At 42.3% G+C, this 19,683-nt stretch carries 16 protein-coding genes; 9 read left to right on the forward strand and 7 right to left on the reverse strand.

What is annotated here, in order from left to right; all coding sequences use genetic code 11:
* The 4 genes from JOD17_RS15685 to JOD17_RS15700 all read left to right on the forward strand — a co-directional run bounded on the left by JOD17_RS15685 (position 1) and on the right by JOD17_RS15700 (position 5,481).
* Positions 1–2,184: a TRAP transporter permease gene (locus JOD17_RS15685; protein WP_204698888.1), complete on the forward strand. Its 2,184-nt coding sequence runs from the start codon at positions 1–3 to the stop codon at positions 2,182–2,184.
* A 190-nt stretch (positions 2,185–2,374) separates the two neighbouring features.
* The gene (locus JOD17_RS15690) at positions 2,375–3,853 is read left to right on the forward strand and encodes an amidase family protein (RefSeq protein ID WP_204698889.1); all 1,479 of its coding nucleotides are present in this window, start codon (positions 2,375–2,377) and stop codon (positions 3,851–3,853) included.
* Positions 3,854–3,869: 16 nt separating this feature from the next.
* Positions 3,870–4,622: an NUDIX hydrolase gene (locus tag JOD17_RS15695; protein WP_204698890.1), complete on the forward strand. Its 753-nt coding sequence runs from the start codon at positions 3,870–3,872 to the stop codon at positions 4,620–4,622.
* A 34-nt stretch (positions 4,623–4,656) separates the two neighbouring features.
* Positions 4,657–5,481, forward strand: a complete 825-nt coding sequence (locus tag JOD17_RS15700) for an aldo/keto reductase (protein ID WP_204698891.1) — start codon at positions 4,657–4,659, stop codon at positions 5,479–5,481.
* 43 nt (positions 5,482–5,524) lie between these two features.
* Here the strand turns inward: JOD17_RS15700 and JOD17_RS15705 are convergent, their stop codons facing one another.
* Positions 5,525–5,698, reverse strand: a complete 174-nt coding sequence (locus tag JOD17_RS15705) for a hypothetical protein (RefSeq protein WP_193745061.1) — start codon at positions 5,696–5,698, stop codon at positions 5,525–5,527.
* Between the two features lie 45 nt (positions 5,699–5,743).
* Positions 5,744–6,913, reverse strand: coding sequence for a pyridoxal phosphate-dependent aminotransferase (locus JOD17_RS15710; RefSeq protein WP_204698892.1), 1,170 nt, complete (start codon positions 6,911–6,913; stop codon positions 5,744–5,746).
* Positions 6,914–7,188: 275 nt separating this feature from the next.
* Here JOD17_RS15710 and JOD17_RS15715 point away from each other — a divergent pair, with 275 nt between their 5' ends.
* The 4 genes from JOD17_RS15715 (at position 7,189) to JOD17_RS15730 (ending at position 12,773) form a co-directional block, all read left to right on the forward strand.
* The gene (locus tag JOD17_RS15715; RefSeq protein WP_204698893.1) at positions 7,189–9,078 is read left to right on the forward strand and encodes a cbb3-type cytochrome c oxidase subunit I; all 1,890 of its coding nucleotides are present in this window, start codon (positions 7,189–7,191) and stop codon (positions 9,076–9,078) included.
* On the forward strand, positions 9,062–9,682 hold the full coding sequence (locus tag JOD17_RS15720; RefSeq protein ID WP_169966587.1) for a cytochrome (ubi)quinol oxidase subunit III: 621 nt from the start codon (positions 9,062–9,064) through the stop codon (positions 9,680–9,682). The genes JOD17_RS15715 and JOD17_RS15720 overlap by 17 nt, the downstream gene beginning before the upstream one ends.
* Positions 9,683–9,687: 5 nt before the next feature.
* On the forward strand, positions 9,688–10,032 hold the full coding sequence (locus JOD17_RS15725) for a cytochrome C oxidase subunit IV family protein (protein ID WP_204698895.1): 345 nt from the start codon (positions 9,688–9,690) through the stop codon (positions 10,030–10,032).
* 170 nt (positions 10,033–10,202) lie between these two features.
* Positions 10,203–12,773, forward strand: a complete 2,571-nt coding sequence (locus tag JOD17_RS15730; RefSeq protein ID WP_204698896.1) for a beta strand repeat-containing protein — start codon at positions 10,203–10,205, stop codon at positions 12,771–12,773.
* 77 nt (positions 12,774–12,850) lie between these two features.
* Here the strand turns inward: JOD17_RS15730 and JOD17_RS15735 are convergent, their stop codons facing one another.
* From JOD17_RS15735 to JOD17_RS15755, 5 genes are all read right to left on the reverse strand, one after another.
* On the reverse strand, positions 12,851–14,086 hold the full coding sequence (locus tag JOD17_RS15735; RefSeq protein ID WP_204698898.1) for a metal-dependent hydrolase family protein: 1,236 nt from the start codon (positions 14,084–14,086) through the stop codon (positions 12,851–12,853).
* A 12-nt stretch (positions 14,087–14,098) separates the two neighbouring features.
* Positions 14,099–15,265 carry a hypothetical protein gene (locus JOD17_RS15740; protein WP_204698900.1) on the reverse strand — a complete coding sequence of 389 codons (1,167 nt, stop codon included), beginning with the start codon at positions 15,263–15,265 and terminating at the stop codon, positions 14,099–14,101.
* A gap of 360 nt (positions 15,266–15,625) precedes the next feature.
* The gene (locus JOD17_RS15745; protein WP_204698902.1) at positions 15,626–17,131 is read right to left on the reverse strand and encodes a tripartite tricarboxylate transporter permease; all 1,506 of its coding nucleotides are present in this window, start codon (positions 17,129–17,131) and stop codon (positions 15,626–15,628) included.
* A gap of 12 nt (positions 17,132–17,143) precedes the next feature.
* Entirely contained in the window at positions 17,144–17,593 is a 450-nt protein-coding gene (locus JOD17_RS15750) for a tripartite tricarboxylate transporter TctB family protein (protein WP_204698903.1), read from the reverse strand.
* 12 nt (positions 17,594–17,605) lie between these two features.
* Complete coding sequence (locus tag JOD17_RS15755; protein WP_204698904.1) at positions 17,606–18,580, reverse strand: tripartite tricarboxylate transporter substrate binding protein; 975 nt, start codon at positions 18,578–18,580, stop codon at positions 17,606–17,608.
* A 203-nt stretch (positions 18,581–18,783) separates the two neighbouring features.
* Here JOD17_RS15755 and JOD17_RS15760 point away from each other — a divergent pair, with 203 nt between their 5' ends.
* Positions 18,784–19,644 (forward strand): LysR family transcriptional regulator, encoded by an 861-nt coding sequence (locus JOD17_RS15760; protein ID WP_204698905.1) that lies wholly within the window; start codon positions 18,784–18,786, stop codon positions 19,642–19,644.
* Positions 19,645–19,683 lie beyond the last annotated feature (39 nt).

The following is a 19,683-nucleotide window of genomic DNA, read 5'->3' on the forward strand; positions in this document are numbered from 1 at the left end:
ATGTCAGATTTGGATAAGAAAAAATTCAAAGGCGCTGTCGATGCGACAGAGGTCGAAATCCCCGCAGACCTTCCAGATACAGAAGAGATCGAAGGAAGTGACCGGAAAGTCTTCGGCTGGAAAGCATTACTAATCTTAGTAATATGTGTTGGGATGGCCGCTTATCATCTTTATACTGCAGGGTTTGGTCTAATTGTAGGAACAAGGCAACATTTGTTTATTCACTTGATTTTAGGGTTAGTACTCGTATACTTAATTTTCCCACGGAAAAAAGGGTTAAGTCAGCAAACCATTGTATGGTATGACTTCTTATTAGCGGGTGTTGCGCTCGTTGTCGGTCTGTTTGTTATGTACAGTCAGACATCACCAGCAATTCTCTCAGGTCGTATGGATATGATTCATATGATTGCGGGCGTCATCATGATTCTATTAATTATTGAAGCAACTCGTCGAGTTGTCGGTAAACCACTACTTATTATTGCGCTTTGTTTTATAGCATATTATTTCTTTGGAAACCTGTTACCGCCGCCATTCTCACATAGCCGTGCTAACTTTGATACATTCATTTATGAAATGATGTACACGAGCACAGGGATTCTCGGTACACCGCTTTCAGTATCAGCGAACTACGTCTTTATTTTCGTTATGTTTGGTGCAATTTTAGAAGCAACGGGTGCAGGTAAGATGTTTATTGATCTTGCCCTTCGTATGGTCGGACACTATCGTGGTGGACCAGCGAAAGCTGCCGTTGTTGGTTCTGGTTTTATGGGATCGATCTCAGGTAGTTCCGTAGCCAATGCAGTAACGACAGGAACGTTTACGATTCCTTTAATGAAGAAAGTAGGATTTAAACCGCAAGTTGCCGGAGGGATTGAGGTTGCATCATCCTCGAGTGGACAGCTTTTACCACCAGTTATGGGTGCAGCCGCATTTTTAATGATCGAGTATACACCGTATAGTTATGCTCAGATTATGGTCTCAGCCTTAATCCCGGCCGTATTAACGTATATTGCCATTCTTTGGATGGTCCACATTGAATCTGTGAAAAATGACATTAGAGGTTTGGATAAGTCAACGCTTGTTCCTGCCAAGAGAAGTTTATTGCAACAAGGTTACTTAATTATTCCGATTCTAGCACTCGTATATTTTGTGCTCGTTGGAAATACAGTCTTTAACGCTGCGTTCTTCTCAATTGTTATGTTACTGACCGTTGCGGTGTTCGCTCACCGCTTACGTGAGCGCTTTGGTGCAGGGTTATTAATTGCAGCCGTTCTCGCTGGAATCTCTTACCTTATGCACGTATTACTCGGATGGCACATTGAGATCTCAATAATGATAGCAATTGGAATTTTTGTATGTATCTTCTTCGTACTGTTCCAAAAGCGATACAAAATTGAATCCGCACCTGTTAAATTCGGTGTGCGTGAGCTCGTTGTAAGTTTTGAAATGTCAGCTCGTAAGTCGCTTACCGTTGTAACAGCATGTGCGACAGCGGGAATTTTAATCGGGGTTATTAACCTTACAGGTTTGTCTGGTAAACTACCTACAATCATTGTAGGTTTTGCAGGCGACAACCTATTGCTTGCATTATTCTTTACATTTATCGCGTGTTTAATTGTTGGTCTTGGTTTACCAACGACTGCAACCTATGTCATCTTAGCCGCCATGGTTGCGCCGGCACTGATTGAAATGAACGTGCCAATTATGGCAGCTCACTTATTCGTACTCTATTACGGCGTTCTTGCCGATGACACACCACCTGTAAACTTACCGGCATATGCGATATCAGGAATTGCAAAAGCAGATCCGATTATTACAGGGGTACAAGGTTTCAAATACGATACAGGTGCTTTGCTCTTGCCGTTTATCTTTGCAACAAACACAATTATTCTATTGCTTCCAGAGAACGCAGGTCTTTATGCATGGTATGAAATCGTATGGGCGATCTTTACCGCGCTTATCGGTATTCTAGTATTCGTAACGGTTATTCAACGTTATCTATTTACGAATTACCGTTGGTATGAGTGGATCATTGCATTAACATCGTCACTTGTCTTTATTCACGCTTCAGTTTATACAGACTTACTTGGAATTGGATTGTTTGTCCTCTTAATTGTCATCAATAAGATGAGAAAGAAACGACAAGATCAACAAGCTGATCCAGGTCAGGTAGTCACGGCATAATTATAAGAACTCTACTTGAATGTCTTTCGAGTAGAGTTCTTATTTTTTATGACTGAGGGTGAGACAGAGGATAACGTAAATCAATTGGCGAATTGTGTAGTAACTTTGAAACGACAAAAGTGAAAGATTCCCCTTGTACGCTTTCGGGTAGAGAATAACAAGTTAAGAATTCGGTTGGGAGGGGCGAAGAATGGAGCAAGAGTTTAGGCAAATGGATGCCATTGCATTGAGCGAAAAGCTAATAAGTCGTGATTGGAGTGCTAAGGAAGTTGTAGAAGCGAGCATTGCGAGTGCAAAGCAACAGAATCGCGAAATAAATGCGATTGTTTATGAACGTTATGACAAAGTGAGAGCGGAAGCAGAGTATGCGAGACGAGACACACGTTTTGCCGGAGTGCCGTTACTGCTCAAAAATCTTTCACATATGCTAGAGGGAGAAGTCATTGATGCAGGATCGACGTTATTGAAAAAGCGTGTCGCACAGCGAAACAGTCATTATGTCAATCGTTTAAGAAACGCAGGGTTCTTATTTACTGGCTTTACGAACTCTCCTGAACTTGGCATTAAGAATATTACTGAACCTACGATTCATGGGCCGACACGGAATCCTTGGAATAAGGAATATTCACCCGGCGGGTCTAGTGGCGGCGCAGCTGCAGCGGTTGCTTCTGGGATTGTTCCGATTGCAGCGGCGAGTGATGGCGGTGGTTCGATACGAATACCTGCATCTTGGACAGGGCTCGTAGGGCTAAAGCCAACGAGAGGGAGAATGCCTGTTGGTCCTGGTGTAGGAAGACAATGGCAAGGAGCGGCCATCGACTTTGTTGTGAGTCGCTCAGTGAGAGACAGTGCAGCGGTTCTAGATGAATTGCAAACATTTCAACTAGAAGCGGCGTTTCAAATCCCGTTATTTGAAGGTCGATATTTAGAAGATTCTAAGAATCCATTAGGGAAGTTAAAGGTTGCCTGGAGTGATCAATCCCCTGTCGGTACGGAGGTAAGTGAGAGTGCAAAAGAAGCTGTTAGGCAAGTGGCTTACTGGCTTGAACGGGAAGGTCATTATGTAGAGAACTGTTCACCAGGGATTGATGGCACGAACTTGATGGAAAGTTATTATGTGATGAATAGTGGTGAAATGGCGAATGTCCTGGATTCGCTTGAGAAGACGAAGGGCATTACGATCACTGAAGAAGATTGTGAATTGGAGACGTGGATGCTAGCAACTGCAGGCAGACAAATAGGTGCGAATCATTATTCGAAAAGCATCGCTAGTTGGGATGATGCGCTCGTTCGAATGGTTCGCTTTCATGAAACGTATGATTTGTATCTAACTCCTGCGACGGCAGATCACGCACCTAAGATTGGAGAGTTGACCCCTTCAAAGAAGGACAAAGCAAAATGGATCGAGCGCTTAAATGAGTCTGAACCACTGCAACAACAAGCCCTCATTTACGAGATGTTTCTCCCGAGCTTAACGTATTCACCATTTACACAACTTTCTAACATGACAGGTCAACCTGCAATTTCACTGCCGGTCTATCAGTGTAAGAATGGTTTGCCAATCGGCGTACAAGCGATGGCACAAAAAGGTAATGAAGCGTTGTTGCTACGATTAGGAAATGCGCTTGAAGATAGTTATTTATGGCAAGGGGGTTTACGAGACGAATAACGAAGGGTGAAAAGCGATGGATGACCACATTAACATCATAAAAGCACCAGCAAAGCAGAAATTTCCAATCCAAGCGGGCAAAGTACACGTTTCAGAAGAAACGCAACAAAACATTGAACAACATTGGCAAGAAATTAATAAAGACAATACGTTTTTTCGAGGAACATTGTATCGAATGAATGATATAAAGCTAACGGCAGACGAGTTAACGATTGGGATGAAGGAAACAGATTATGCACATCATTTATATGCTAAAAACAATCGTTTATCTAAAGAAGAAGCGTGTCCAATCCTTGCACCTGTTGCGTTTGTCGTTTCATCAGACGGTTACCTTCTCTTTGGAAGAATGGGAGGTCAAACGGCGAAGCCGGGTGTTATTCAGTGTGCAGGTGGTGGGATTGATCAAGAAGATGTGTCGTTAAACGAGATTGATGTGGTCAGTAACGTTACACGAGAAGTAGAAGAGGAACTAGGGATTAATGTAAAAGACGACCGTGAGGTTAAAGCTTTTTTTGCAGATAAATTGGTTTTCCCAGATCGCATGGGGTGGCTTGCAATTGTGTTTCAGCTTCATTCAACGTTCACGAGAGATCAGCTCGTTAAACGGGTGAACAGGCACAATGAACAGCTAAGGAATAAAGGAGAGATTCCAGAGTTCGAAGAAGTTATTACAGTGAAAAAGACTCCTTCGGACATTCGTCAATTTCTTCAAGAGCATCATAAGGAACTCATTCGTTATTTAAGACCACTTCTCTACAATATGCTATAATTTTGGCGTATTAGAATGAGAGGGAGTGAATGAGATGTACGAAGTAACATTAAACAATGGCGTTAAAATGCCTCAATTAGGCTTTGGGGTTTGGAAAGTTGAGAATGATAAAGTAATTCCTGCGGTCGAGCGCGCATTAGAAGCGGGCTATCGTTCACTCGATACAGCGAAAGTTTATGGAAACGAAGCTGGTGTAGGGGAAGCGATCAGAAATTCAGGAGTTAAGCGTGAAGAATTGTTTATCACGACGAAAGTTTGGAATAATGATCACGGATATAACGAGACGTTACAAGCTTTTGAAGCCAGTCTTGAGCGGCTCGGGCTTGACTATGTAGATCTGTATTTGGTTCATTGGCCGACGCCACAGTTTGATGATTACGTCGAAACCTATCGCGCCCTTGAGCATCTTTATAAAGAAGGCAAAGTAAAAGCAATCGGCGTCTGTAATTTTGAGATTGAGCATTTACAACGTCTTCTCGATGAATGCGAAGTTGTTCCTGCTTTAAACCAAGTCGAGTGCCATCCGTACTTGCAGCAAGAAGAATTGCGAGCGTTTTGCGATCAACATAACATTTATGTGGAAGCATGGAGTCCTCTAAACCAAGGAGGAGATAGCTTACAAGACGCTACAATCGTGCAAATTGCGGAAGATGTAAGTCGTACTCCGGCTCAAGTAATTCTCCGTTGGCATTTACAACACAATCGCATCGTCATCCCTAAGTCGGTTACACCAGCGAGAATTATCGAAAATTTACATGTGTTTGATTTTGAGCTAAGTGATGATCAAATGAAGAGAATTAATGAATTAAATCGTAATGAGCGCCAAGGTTTTGCTCCAAATGATATGAATAAGCGATAAAAAAAGAAGACCATTCGTATAAAAACGGATGGTCTTCTTATGCTTATAACTTCCGAATATAACGGATGAGGTGAACGACCCCGACGCCATTAATGACAAAACTCGCCCCAACGATCATTGCCCATAACCATAGAGAAAAGTGGACGATGAATGTTAGAAATAACAGAACGAGTCCGATGAATACAAAAATCATTCCGTTTCTTAGTTGTGGATCCATACTTGACCTCCGTGCTAGACGATTGCACGTTATTATACCATGTCTTTATCCGACATACGCGACTAAACGTTTAGCCGCTTCTAGTAAGTCTTCTTCAGATGTTGCGTAAGATAATCGTAAATACCCTTCACCTGCGCTTCCAAATGCAGTTCCTGGAACGCAAGCGACACCCGTTTCATCTAACAGGCGAAGTGCAAAGTCGCGTATGTTCGAGTCATTGTGCTGAACGTGAACAAATAAGTAGATCGCGCCTGTTGCTTCCATGACCGTAAGGTTCGTCGCTTTTTCTAACGCAGACTGTAGTAGCACTCGTCGTCGTTGGAACGACTCTTTCATCTCAGTGACTGCCTGTTCACCATCTTTTAGAAGTGTAAGGGCGGCTTGCTGGGCAAACCCAGGAGTGCAGGCGGTATTAAATTGGTGGACTCTAAAAATTGCCGGATAATAGGCGGTTGGAGCGTGTAAATAACCGACACGCCAGCCTGTCATCGCATATGCTTTCGAGAAACCATTAATCGTAATCGTTCGTTCTGCCATGCCAGGAAAGCTGGCTATGCTGTAATGTGGTGTTTCATCTGCGATGATTTTCTCGTACATTTCATCGGATACAACAATAAGGTTATGTTTTGTTGCCAAGTTTGCAAGTTCCTGCAATTCTTCCTTTGAGAGAACCACGCCTGTCGGGTTGTGTGGTGTGTTGATGACAAGGATTTTCGTGTTCGGTGTAATCGACGTTTCAATTTGTTCAATAGGTGAAATGAATTTTCCGTTTGCACTTTCCATTGGAATGTGTACCGGTGTTGCTCCTGCCATATGAGCGGCAGAGTCATAATTCGGCCAAGCTGGGCTTGGAATAATGACTTCGTCTCCAGGGTTTAAAAGGGCAAGAAACGTATCCAATAACGCTTCGCTTCCTCCATTTGTGACGATGATTTCTTCAGCTTTGGCGGGAATGCCGTTTTCATTTGATAATTTGCTTGCAAGAGCTTCTCGTAACGCTTGGATTCCTGTGTTCGGGGTATAATGAGTGTCGCCTGCTTTAATGGCTTCAAACGCAGCAGCTTGTGCGATGGCTGGTGTATCAAAATCAGGTTCTCCTAATGTGAGGCGGAACACATCATGACCAGCATTTGCCCGTTCAGCAGCTTTTGCAGAGATTTCCCTGATCTTCGAAAATTCAACGTTCGTCATCCGTTTTGCACTTGACGGTAACATAAATTTGCCCCCTTTTTCATCATCATAGCATGAATATGCAACTCGTACGTATAAAATCCGGTGGACGTTCTCATACTAGTATTGTCTTGACTTAAAACATCAAGGCACCACAAGGATTAGTCCCTTTATTGGGATGATTTTCTCTAACTGGATGACCCCTTTCAATGATTGCGCGCATTGGAAGGGGTTATTTATTTTTGTCTAAAAAGAACGATGCATAATGCCGATGGCTCGGGGCAAACTGTTCAGAGAATTGTTTGAAGGGGGCTGTAAATATGGTCAGAGAGGCTGCACATACGCTTAAGAAAAGTCTTTTATGGGACTTGCTTACGACTGTGGATCATAAAAAAATTGCGATTTTATACTTAATAGCCGGTACGTTATTCTTTGGAAAAGCGGGGCTTATGGCAATTTTAATTCGTATTCAACTTATGATTCCTGAAAATACGTTTGTAACCGGACAAACGTACAACGAATTGTTGTCGATGCACGGTACGATCATGCTTTTCTTGGCAGCAACACCGTTACTTTTTGCTTTCATGAATTACTTCATTCCATTGCAAATTGGAGCGAGAGACGTTGCGTTTCCTTTTTTAAATGCGTTAGGGTTTTGGTTTTTCTTCTTCGGCGGTATATTGCTGAGTCTATCGTGGTTCTTTGGGGGAGCGCCAGATGCAGGGTGGACGGCGTACGTACCATTATCGAGTCGAGATTATGCTGGTATTGGGCTCGATTTCTACGTTCTCGGTCTACAAATCTCGGGGTTTGGAACTTTAATTTCAGGGATTAACTTTATTGTAACGATGATTACAATGCGTGCCCCTGGGATGACCTTGCTTAGAATGCCGTTGTTTTGTTGGACGTCGTTTATTACATCAATGTTAATCGTATTTGGGTTTACCCCACTTGCAGCAGGTTTAGCGTTACTCATGCTTGACCGAATGTTTGATGGGCAGTTCTTCTTAGCAGCAGCAGGAGGGAATGCGGTCATCTGGCCACATATTTTCTGGATTTTCGGTCACCCAGAAGTATACATTCTTGTTTTGCCGGCATTCGGAATGATTTCAGAAATTATCCCTGTATTTTCGAAGAAACGTTTATTCGGTTATACAGCGATGGTATTTGCCACGATTGTCATCGGGTTTTTAGGATTCATGGTGTGGGTTCACCACATGTTTACGCTAAATCTCGGACCAATTACGAATTCAATCTTTGCCATTTTAACGATGTTAATTGGTGTACCGACAGGGATTAAGATCTTTAACTGGCTATTCACGATATGGGGCGGAAAGCTTCGTTTTACAACAGCGATGCTCTGTGCTTCTTCGTTCGTACCGACATTCGTATTAGGCGGGGTAACTGGGATCATGCTTGCCATGTCACCGGTGACGCATTTGTACCACGATACGTACTTCGTCGTTGCCCATTTTCATTACATTATTCTCGGTGGGATTGTGCTCGGCCTCCTCGGTGCGACGTATTATTGGTACCCAAAAATGTTTGGGCACTGTTTAAATGAGACACTCGGTAAGTGGATGTTTTGGATCTTTTACATTGGGTTCCATTTAACATTTTTTATTCAACATATTCTTGGTCTAATTGGTATGCCACGTCGGGTGAACGTCTATCTTGCTGACCAAGGTTGGGATGGAATGAACTTGATTTCATCGATTGGTGCATTCATGCAAGGGGTGGCGATTATCTTGTTATTAATTAATGTCATCTACTCAGCGAAGAAAAGACCGAATCATCCCGTTGATGACCCTTGGGATGGCCGTGCACTGGAGTGGGCGACACACACGCCTGTGCCGGAGTATAACTTTGCGCAAGTTCCTCAAGTAAGATCTCTAGATCCTTTATTTTATGAAAAGATCCACGGAGATGGAAAAATGAAACCTACAGAACCACTTGGTGATATTCACATGCCGAACGGTTCATTCTTACCATTTATGATTGCTCTAGGTTCTTTTATCGCAGGTTTCGGGCTAATCATGAAACATATGGATGCATGGATCAATCCGTATATTGTTGTTGTGCTTGGCTTGCTCGTGATGTTCGGATCAATGGCTGTTCGCTCATGGAAAGAAGATCACGGCTATCACATTACAAAAGAAAACGTTGAGGCTATGGAACGGGAGGCGTTAGCAGATGAGCGAAACCGTTGATGTTTCGAAAGGTTTGCCAGCTCATCCGGAGCGGGCAACATTAGAAGGAAAGAATAAATTCGTAGGCTTTTGGGTGTTCTTATCTGGTGAAGTGACGATGTTTGCCACCTTCTTTGGAACGTACCTTGGACTTCGGAACGGTACAGCAGGTGGACCTGAGGCGGCGGATCTATTCCATATGCCACTCGTATTTATTATGACGATGATCTTACTTACGAGTTCATTAACGAGTGTCATTGCAATTACGGCGATGAAGAAGAATCAGTTTAAAAAAATGAAGCTGTGGATGTGGATCACCTTTTTCCTCGGTGTTGCCTTCCTTGGCTTTGAGATTTATGAGTTCGTGGAGTATGTCCATTATGGGCTAGGCTTTTCAACGAGTGCATTTGCTAGCTCATTCTATTCACTCGTCGGTTTGCACGGTGCACACGTCGTGTTTGGTTTAGGGTGGGTGCTGTTGTTGCTCATTCGTTATAATCGTGCTGGAATTACGCTCACGAACGCTCCGAAGTTCTATATGTTTAGCTTATACTGGCACTTTATTGATGTTGTCTGGGTATTTATCTTTACAGTCGTTTATCTCATGGGTATTGGAGGAGGTTGACGAATATGGCCGACCACTTATCAGAGCCATTTGAGAAAAGCGCAATGACAAACGAAGAGAAAGTAAAAACAGAACGAGAGATGCGCATTCAATTTATCGCCTTTGCATTTATGATTGCATTGACGTTTCTCGCTTTTATTGCAGTCGGTGCAGAAGTTGCACCTCCAGGCTTTGTCATTTCGTTTATTATCTTCTTGGCGTTCATTCAGTTGTTTTTACAGTTGTACTATTTCATGCACTTAAAAGACAAAGATCATGGTTGGGCGAATACGTTTATGGTTTCTGGACTCGTATTATCGATCCCGACGATTGTCGCGTTGATCTTAATTATTGGTGTTGTGAAGTATTAACGAAAAGGCTGTCCTTACAGGTCACTAATCAGTGGACCTTTTAAGGAGCAGCCTTTTTCTATAGAAAACCATTTGAAAACTCCACATTCATCTAATGTCATTACACCATCCACCTATGGATAACGCTACATAAACTGTTATAAGAACATGATGTAGAGGGGTGAATCAGAATGGCAACAAATCAAACAGAACTACTGCTGGAGCTTGCTCTACAAACGAATCCGATTGTAATTGAAAATGATTTTTTGATCAGTCAAACAGTCACGATATCTTACAACGTCACATTCGTAAGTGGAAATGGTGGGCCATATATATTAAGTCGTGAATTAGCGTTTTCGAATTATATGTTCAATATTATTTCGAATAGTTCAATGCAAGTGTCGAACTTAATATTGGATGGGGATGCGATAAACCATCCTATTGGGGACACAACGAATCGCAGTTTGATTGCAGTGAGCGGAGGAAGTTTGTTTTTGGAGGCAGGTTCGTTACTGAGGAACAATAATGCTTATTTAGAAGGGGGAGGTGTCTATCTAAGAGGTAGTGAGAGTGCTGTTAATACACTTGTTATGAGAGGGAATGCTCGAATTACGAACTGTTACACGAGGGTGACGGGTGGTGGTATTATGGTTGCTCTTCGGAATAATGCAGATTCGGTGACCATTTCAGAAGATGCTCTGATTGATTCAAATAGTGCACAATTTGGCGGTGGGGTCTATTTTCGGTCGTATGTCCTAGGTGTAAGTAGCAACTTAAACATAGGAGATAACGTTCAAATTGCAAACAACATGGCTTCTTCAAATGGCGGTGGAGTGTATGTATCCAATTTTATTAATGGAAATACAGTCCCACTATCCTTAACGGTTACTGGCAATGCAGTGATTAGTCAAAATAACGCAAACAACGGAGCAGGTGTGTATGTATTTGCAACAAACGTAGGGGATCAATACGTGCAATCAGGCAATGCAATCTTTGTAGAAAACGTTGCAAATAACAACGGTGGTGCAGGCTTTTTAAACTTCTTATCAAGTAGCCGTGCAAATGTTCTCATGACCGGTGGTACGATAAGGGAGAATGTTGCTAATAACGCATCGGGAGGGTTTCAAGTAACTTCAGCAGGTGGAGGAACTTGCGATCTTTCGAATGTAGCGTTTATAGACAATTCCACGAACAACTCGCAAGCAGGTGGGTTTTATTATGCGAATTCTTCGTCGGAACCTTCTGATATTGCAATGAATGCAGTAGTATTTGAAGGGAATAGAGCAGAAGGAAATGGTGGCGGAGCAATTTTAATCGGTGGACCTGGACTTCTTACAACCACTGTTATAAATAGTACGTTTACAGAAAACGTTGCAGGCTTATTAGGTAGCGGTGGGGGAATTGTCATCAATAGCACCGCAGTCTCAACTACTCAAATTATAGAGTCAATGTTTATGAATAATACTGCAACTGTTGATGGGGGTGGAATATTCTTTGGTCAAACCGCAAATGGAAATGATCAGTTTTCAATTGAATCAACAACTGTGGTAGACAATACAGCAACTCTCGACGGAGGGGGCATACATTTCTCAGCAGCAAACGGAGTATTGACCGCAAGCATCTCTAATACGAATGTATCAAATAATCTTTCTACCAATGGCAACGGTGGCGGAGTGTGGATTGCGGATCCGAATGCGAATCTTATGTTAAGTGGTGCGACAACGATTACAGGCAATACTTCCATTCAAGGGAACGGCGGCGGTATTTATTATAATGCAACAAACGGTGTATTACGTGCTACTGGTCCTGTCGTTATTCAAGATAATGTTGCGAACAACAATTTACAATTAGCTTCTAATAATGGCGGAGGAATTGTTGTTGTAGCTGGCTCAGTAATCATCGAGGATAGTACTCAAATTCTAAATAATTATGCAGGTCGTTACGGCGGTGGGATTTTTATAGGTGTTGGGGTATCGGTAACGGCTATTGGTGGAACAATTTCTGGCAACATTGCAGGACTTATTGGAGGAGCTGTCTATATAAGTACAGGAGGTACGCTAACTTTAATAGACGCAAGCATTATTGGAGTGCCCACTCCAAATGAGGCTCCGATCGGACCAGGGATTTACAACGGCGGAACTCTGAATATAAGTGGAGTAAGAAACATTACCAATGGTCTTTATATTCCTTCTGGTGCTAATGTTGCACAAATTCGAGGTCCTCTCGCTGGGTCAGCTATTCAATTGAACAACACTCCTTATGTTATGACGAATCCTGAAGGTATCCCTATTACTGTAGCGGTCGCTACACCTGAATACCCCCTTCTTAGCCAAAGTGACGCGGATGCTTTCTTAAAACCGGTCACAGGATTTGATGGTTGGGAGGTTCGACTGAATGCAGAACGTACAGCAGTGGAAATCGCACCAGCGGTATACACGATAACGTATGAAAATTTACAAGGCGGTCAGAGCAATAACCCGCAAACGTATACGATCTTTGATTTACCAATCGTATTGAACGATCCTGATCCAATACCAGGATTACGGTTTGTCGGATGGCGAGATGCAGATGGTAATTTCATTACTGTCATTCCAGAAGGGACTACAGGAAACCTCATTTTGTATGCGGTGTTTGAAAACATTACGCCGCCTGTCCCACCTGGACCAGTTGTAACAGGTGAGCAAATGATTTCCCAATCTATTCGAATACGTTGTTGTTGTCCAAAGCCTTGTTCAGGCTGTAATCAATCACCAAAAGCATGATGAAGTGTAAATAAAAAAGAGAAGGCCTGTAAGGTTGTACTATAAACCTCACAGGCTTTCTCTTACTTTTCATTTCATTAAAAAGTCTTTTTAACGATCTTACCGTCTTTCATAACGAACGGGATGTTTCGTTCATCTTCAAGAACGTGGATGCGTTCTAATGGATTTTCATTGACGAGGATTAAATCGGCAACCTTACCCGCTTCAACGGTTCCATGTTCCTTGTCGATGCCCATGCATTCAGAAGCTGTTTTCGTCGTTGCAACAATGGACTCCATCGGGCTCATACCGATGTCGCACATCAGACCTAATTCACGAAGGTTAATGCCGTGAGGGAAGACACCAGCGTCTGTACCCATTGCGATTTTCACACCTGCTTTATAAGCTTTTTGAATACTTTCTTTATGCGTTTCGATGACTTGTTTTGATTTCTCAATGGCAAATGGCGCCATTGTGTTTGAGTGCTCAGCTGCTTCAAGTACGGCTACTGGCGCAAGTAATGTTGGAACGAGATACGTTCCATTTTCAAGCATCAGTTCAATGACTTCGTCATCAATGAAAATGCCGTGTTCAATTGAATGAATGCCTGCACGGATGGCGTTTTTAATTCCTTCTGCACCTTGTGCATGAGCCATGACTTTGACTCTGTTTCTAAATGTTGCTTCTTCGACCATCACAGCAAGTTCTTCTTGAGAAAACTGCGTGAATTCAGGGTGGTCGGTCGGGCTTGAAACACCGCCTGTTGCATGGACTTTAATGACATCCGCGCCAGCGCGAAGCATTTGACGAACGACTTTACGTACTTCTTCTTTGCCATCGCACAATCCGCTTGGCATACCTGGATAGTGAGGGAACGTCGTATCGACACCAGACACGTTCCAATTGTCGCCATGTCCACCTGTAATCGTTAGAGGATTAATGCTCACTTGCATTCTTGGTCCTTCGATGAGCCCTTGATCAATGGCGCGTTTCATCCCAACATCAGCAAAACCAGCGTCGCGGACGGTCGTAATTCCCGTATGTAACGTTTTTTTCAAGTAACCGACGCTTTCGTAAAAACGAAAGGAGAACGGTGTTAATAGCGTATCTTGTACGTTACGCATTTGCATGGCCATATGAACGTGGGTGTCAATGAGCCCTGGAAGTAAATAATTCCCTTCACCATCAATGACCTCAAATGAGGGATCCAATGTAGAATTGCTTGAGGTGATTTGTTCAATTTTTCCGTCTTTAACAATCACGGTTTGATTTTCTTTCGCTTGTGAACCTGTCCCGTCAATGACTGTGACATTTTGAATGGCATAGTTTGTCATGATTAAATCCTCCTAAGATAATGTTCCAATTAAGATACTCGCGATTGCAATCGATCCGACGGTTACAGATGTAAATCCACCGATCAACATAGGTGCTACAAGTTCGTCCATTATTCGCTTGCGTTCCACTTCGTCACGACCTGTACTTCTTGCGACTTCTTCGACAATCAAATAGTCACCTGGAAAACCGTAAAGTGCGGTAAGAACAACAGGGATTGCTTTTGTTGGTTTCCATTTGAAGATTTTTGCGCCGATTAAACCTCCTAGAACAAGTCCCGTAATACCGATGAACATAATTGCTAGTGCAGGAGCGATCGACGCAACAATCTCATTCCAAGTCACCCCAACAAGGGAAGCAAGGACGACGAAAAATAGTGCAACCATGGTAATTCCTGAGCTATTTGCTTGCTCTAACGCTTTTTCTGGGAATGCACGTAAAGCCGTTCCAGTTACACCAATGACAAGCGCGAACAAACTGGCATTAATTCCCGTTATTTGGTCAAGGAATACTGCTAAGGCTCCACCGCAGAAAAGGATGAATAAGATGATAAAGTTACTTTCTAAGTAGCGCTCAGGAATGAGTGGTTTCTTTGCTTGTTTCTTTTGATCTGTGGCTGCAGCAAGCTTCGCGTAATGATGATTATCAGTATCGGTACGAATGCTTTTCGCATAGCGACTAAGTAGAATCGATGTTAATGGCATTCCGATGAAGTTCTGTAAAGCGAAGATCGTAACTGGGATGGCAACAAGCGTTGTCAAACCGGCAGCGCGTAATCCTTCAGCAGTAATTAAGTAGGCAATGATTCCGCCTGTAATCGGACCAGTTCCTGCAACGGCGGTCTCGTAGTTGAACAGAAGAGTGACGATCGTTAATACGGAAACGACTGAAATAAGTAAGCCAATTCCAGTAATAATGACGGCTTGATATTGCTTTTTCATCACAGAGAGAGGAATCATCGTTCCTAAGTGAACGATTAGAATAGGGACGAGCATACTTCCGAAGGCAACAAATGTAGTTGCTTCAATGAATTCAGGCGGAAGTACTTCGGCTTGAAGTAAAATGAATACGATCCCGATGACGACGAGTAATGTCGGAATTTTTGCTCTTGATTTGATAGAGAGAACTTCTCCTAGAGCAACAAGGGCAAGGAAAAATACAGCTAAGTAAATAGGTTCCATAATACGCTCTCTTTCTTTTCTCGATTGTGAATCGGAGTTGTAGTTGTGAATGTCTAGTCTTCGTTGCTTTCTTTTAGAAAAGAAGAGCACGCTCATGAGCGTTTAACGATGGGGATCTGTCGCAAAGAAGCAACATTCGAAGTTGTAGTGGCAATAGTCTGACCACTCAAGGCGCATAATAGCCTCCCTTTTTAAAATTTTCTATAAATAGTAGTATAACGTATAATCCTACATAAGAGAATGGGTTTTCGCTAACTATTGAAGGTAAAATCATGAATTTTGTTTTATAAAGCATGTTTGAAGGATAGCAATTGCTTTATAGAAAAAAGCTTGAACTCTATTTAGAGCTCAAGCTTTTTTCTACATGGTCATCGGGTGGTCTTTTTTCTTACGTCTTCCTAGCAGTTTAATGATGAGTGGGTAGGATAGAGAAAGAATGGTTAATAAAGCGAGACCGATTGTAATTGGTGATGCGAATAGAATCGATACAGGACCGTCATAGATTACTGTTGCACGCATAAAGTTCTGCTCCATATCGTTTCCGACAATCAATGCTAAGATGAGTGGAACGACTGGGTAATTTAACACTCGCAATAGGAGACCGAGTACACCTGCAAGAATAAGAATGTAAAAGTCTACCGTACTATATCCGAGTGTATAGGCACCTAGGAACGAAAGAACGAGAACGAGTGGGTACAATACTTTTGGCGGTGTATGTAGGACTTTAACGAGCATCCCGACCATTGCGATATTAATAATTACAAGAATGATATTACCAATGAACATAGAGTTAATTAATGTCCAAACGAGATCGGGGCTGTTTTCGAACAAGAGCGGACCTGGTTGTATACCAATCATAATGAGTGCACCTAACATTACCGCAGTGGCGCCAGAGCCTGGAATAGCCATCGTAAGCATCGGAATCATCGAGCCGACAGCTGCGGAACTATTCGCGGATTCAGGTGCTACAAGACCTTCGACAGCTCCTTTTCCGTATTCCTCTTTGTTCTTAGCGATTTGCTTTTGTGTACTATAAGCGAGTAAGGAGGAGATTGTACCTCCAGACCCAGGAAGAATACCTAGGAAGAAACCAATGGGACCACTTCGTAAGATCGGTGCGAGTGATTTTTTCCATTGTTCTTTTGTGAACCATTTGCTACCAATATTTTGGTCTGGCTTCTTTGCTTTGTTAATGTTGAACATGTTATAGAGTACTTCACCGAGTGCGTAAATTCCGATAATGATGACAATGAAATCAATACCATCGGTCAAGTGTGGCACATCTAATGTAAAGCGATGAACCCCGGATTGTAAATCAACACCAATCGTACTAATTCCTAGTCCGATAAACATCGTTAAGAAGCCTTTTGCAATATTACCCATGGATAACGCAACGACCGCAGATAGTGCGAAAATGAACAGCATGACATACTCAGCAGGGCCGAAGTTCAAGGCGAACTGAGCGAGTGGGATGGCAAGGAAGATAAAGCCGAAGATCGCCATAACCCCACCGATTAACGATGCGATTGCGGCAATAGACATCGCTTGTCCGGCTTGTCCTTTTTTGGTCATTGGATAGCCATCAAACGTTGCTGCAATCGAAGATCCGTCCCCTGGCGTGTTAATTAAGATTGAACTTCTTGATCCTCCAAACAACGCTCCATAGTAAATGGCAGCCATTAGAATTAAAGCACTGATCGGTTCCATACCGAATGTTAAAGGGATTAAAACAGCAATCCCTGTGGCAGGTCCGAGTCCGGGCAGAATTCCGACAATCGTACCGAGTATTGCCCCAATCACCAACCACATGAGGTTGATCGGTTGGAGCGCTGTATATAAACCATCGATGATAATGCTAAAGTCCATACCGGCAACCTCCTAAGGTAAGCTAATTTCGAGCAAGAAACTAAACGTATACCACGTTGTAAATGCTGTAATGATTGTGACTGAGAGATTCAAGATCCAATGTTTTAAGCCGTTCAGATAGAAGAGTAATGCGCCTAAGAAAAGAATTGTTGAGATTAAGAACCCTAAATGTTCAAAGATCAATGTGTAAACGAGACAGAAGCCAAGCACGATCCCGACGACTTTTAAAGTGCTTTTACGAGACAACATTTCTAAGTCTTCGTTTTGTCTAATGTTCTCTTTTCTCATATTAATTAAGTCGACAATCGAAAAAATCAGAATTCCAGTGCAAATAATGAGTGGAAAATACCGCGGTGCATTCGGTTCACCGAGCATTGCGGGCTGTAATTGAAAGATCATAATTGCATAGATAAGACTTGCGACAATAAAAAGAACAGGTAATGATAAACGGATTATATACATGTGACTACACCTCTATGGCATTAAGCCAACACTTTCAATAATGTCATTAAACAACTCGTTTTGTTCTTCAAGGAAATCTTTTGTTTCGGCACTATCCATATAAAAGTCAAAAAACATATTTGATTCTAAATCCCGTTGCCATTGTTCACTTTCTGCCATTTCACCAAACCATTCATCGTATTGCGCAATTTCTTCTTCGCTCATATCTGGTGGCCCCATTACCCCACGCCAATGGGGGAATTCAATATCAACACCGAGTTCTTGCCACGTTGGTACGTCTGGAAACATCTCCAAACGTTCTGGTGACGTTACGGCATGAATATCAATTTCACCTGCTTCATATTGACTGGAAAGTACAGACATTGAGTTTACGAGAATGTCGATGTGACCTCCGAGCAAAGCATTCATTGCTTCACCACCGCTATCATAAACGAGAACTTGCAAATCTCGCGGTTCAACACCAGAGAGCATAGCAATTTGAGACATAGATAAATGGTAACCGCTTCCAAGTGCAGGGCTAAGACCGAAGATCAACGATTCTGGATCATCTTGTAATTGAGTAATTAACTCATCGGCGTCTTGAACGTCAGCATTCGTAGCTGTTGCCCAAGCGATCCATTCTGTCAGTAACATGACGATCGGTGTAAAATCTTCATAGGATAAATCACTTTGACCGAGCAAGTTGTTTGTCAAAAGAAGACTAGAGTTTACAGAAGTAGAGTGAGCATCTTGGCGCTGTAAATATTGCCAACCGACTTCGCCGCCACCACCAGGCATGTTTTCAACGTTGAAATCTTGGGTAATGATGTCATCACTCGTCATCGCCCGGTGAACGGACCGTGCGGTCATGTCCCACCCTCCGCCAGGAGAAGCTGGAGCGATGAGTTCCATACGTTCTGTTGGGAACTCAGTTCCTTCACTTGAGGCACTTGAATTACAAGCGACAAGCAGTAAAATAGGTAGACTAATTAAAACAGGTTTCCACATACGATCACCTCTGAAGATGTATTCGATGATAGCGCTATCATTATAGGATAAAAATTATTGTATAATGAAAGAAGCGCTTTCTTTTTTTAGACTTAATATCGTATGGGTAACTATATACTAAAAATAATTATAAATAAAATAATAATTTTTTATTAAATCCGATTAAATTGTTTTATAATATTAGCACAATAGGAGGGTGGCTTATGGATCAAAAGGATTGGTTTATGCTCAAGACCATCTTTGAAGAGAAGAATATGACGCGATCTGCAGAGAAACTATACGTATCCCAACCTTCTCTGAGCTATCGATTGAAAAACCTCGAGTCAGAATTTGGGGTCACGTTGTTTTATAAAACGAAAAGTGGATTAGAGTTCACCACAGAGGGAGAGCATCTCGTATCATATGCCAAAGACATGTTGGAGGCATTGCAAAGAACGAAAGACGAATTGCAAGACTTACAAAGCAACGTCCAAGGGACTCTTCGAATTGGAGTCTCGAGTAACTTTGCTCAATATGTATTGCCTGAGATGTTGCACCGGTTTTCTGAGCTTTACCCTAATGTCCAGTTTCACGTGCAATCAGGACTAAGCAATGAAGTCTATGCCATGTTGCAACAGTCACAAGTTCATGTAGCGATTGTACGTAATGACTATACATGGCACGGTGAGAAATATCTCCTGCGTGAAGAGCAGCTACAAGTCATTTCCAAAGAGAGAATTGATCTTAATTCACTTGATGAACGAAGATTAATTAATTATGAAACGGATCGCTCATTAAAAGAAACCATTAATGAATGGTGGATCGACCAGTTTAAGAATCCTCCTACAGTTGAGATGGAAGTCGACCGACTTGAGACGTGTAAAGAAATGGTCAAAAAGAATTTCGGGTTTGCCATTGTGCCTGACATTTGTCTTCTTGAGTCAGATCAGTTGTATAAACAAGGCATCTATAGAAAGAACGGTGAACCCGTTACGAGAAATACGTATTTAATGTATCATCCTCAAACTCAAAATCTATCGATTGTACATCGCTTCATTGAGTACCTTAAAAACAATCAACTCTGATAAAAATATTTTATGAGATACTCTAAAATATTAATATTT

Source organism: Geomicrobium sediminis (genome assembly GCF_016908595.1).
Lineage (GTDB): Bacteria > Bacillota > Bacilli > Bacillales > Marinococcaceae > Geomicrobium_A > Geomicrobium_A sediminis.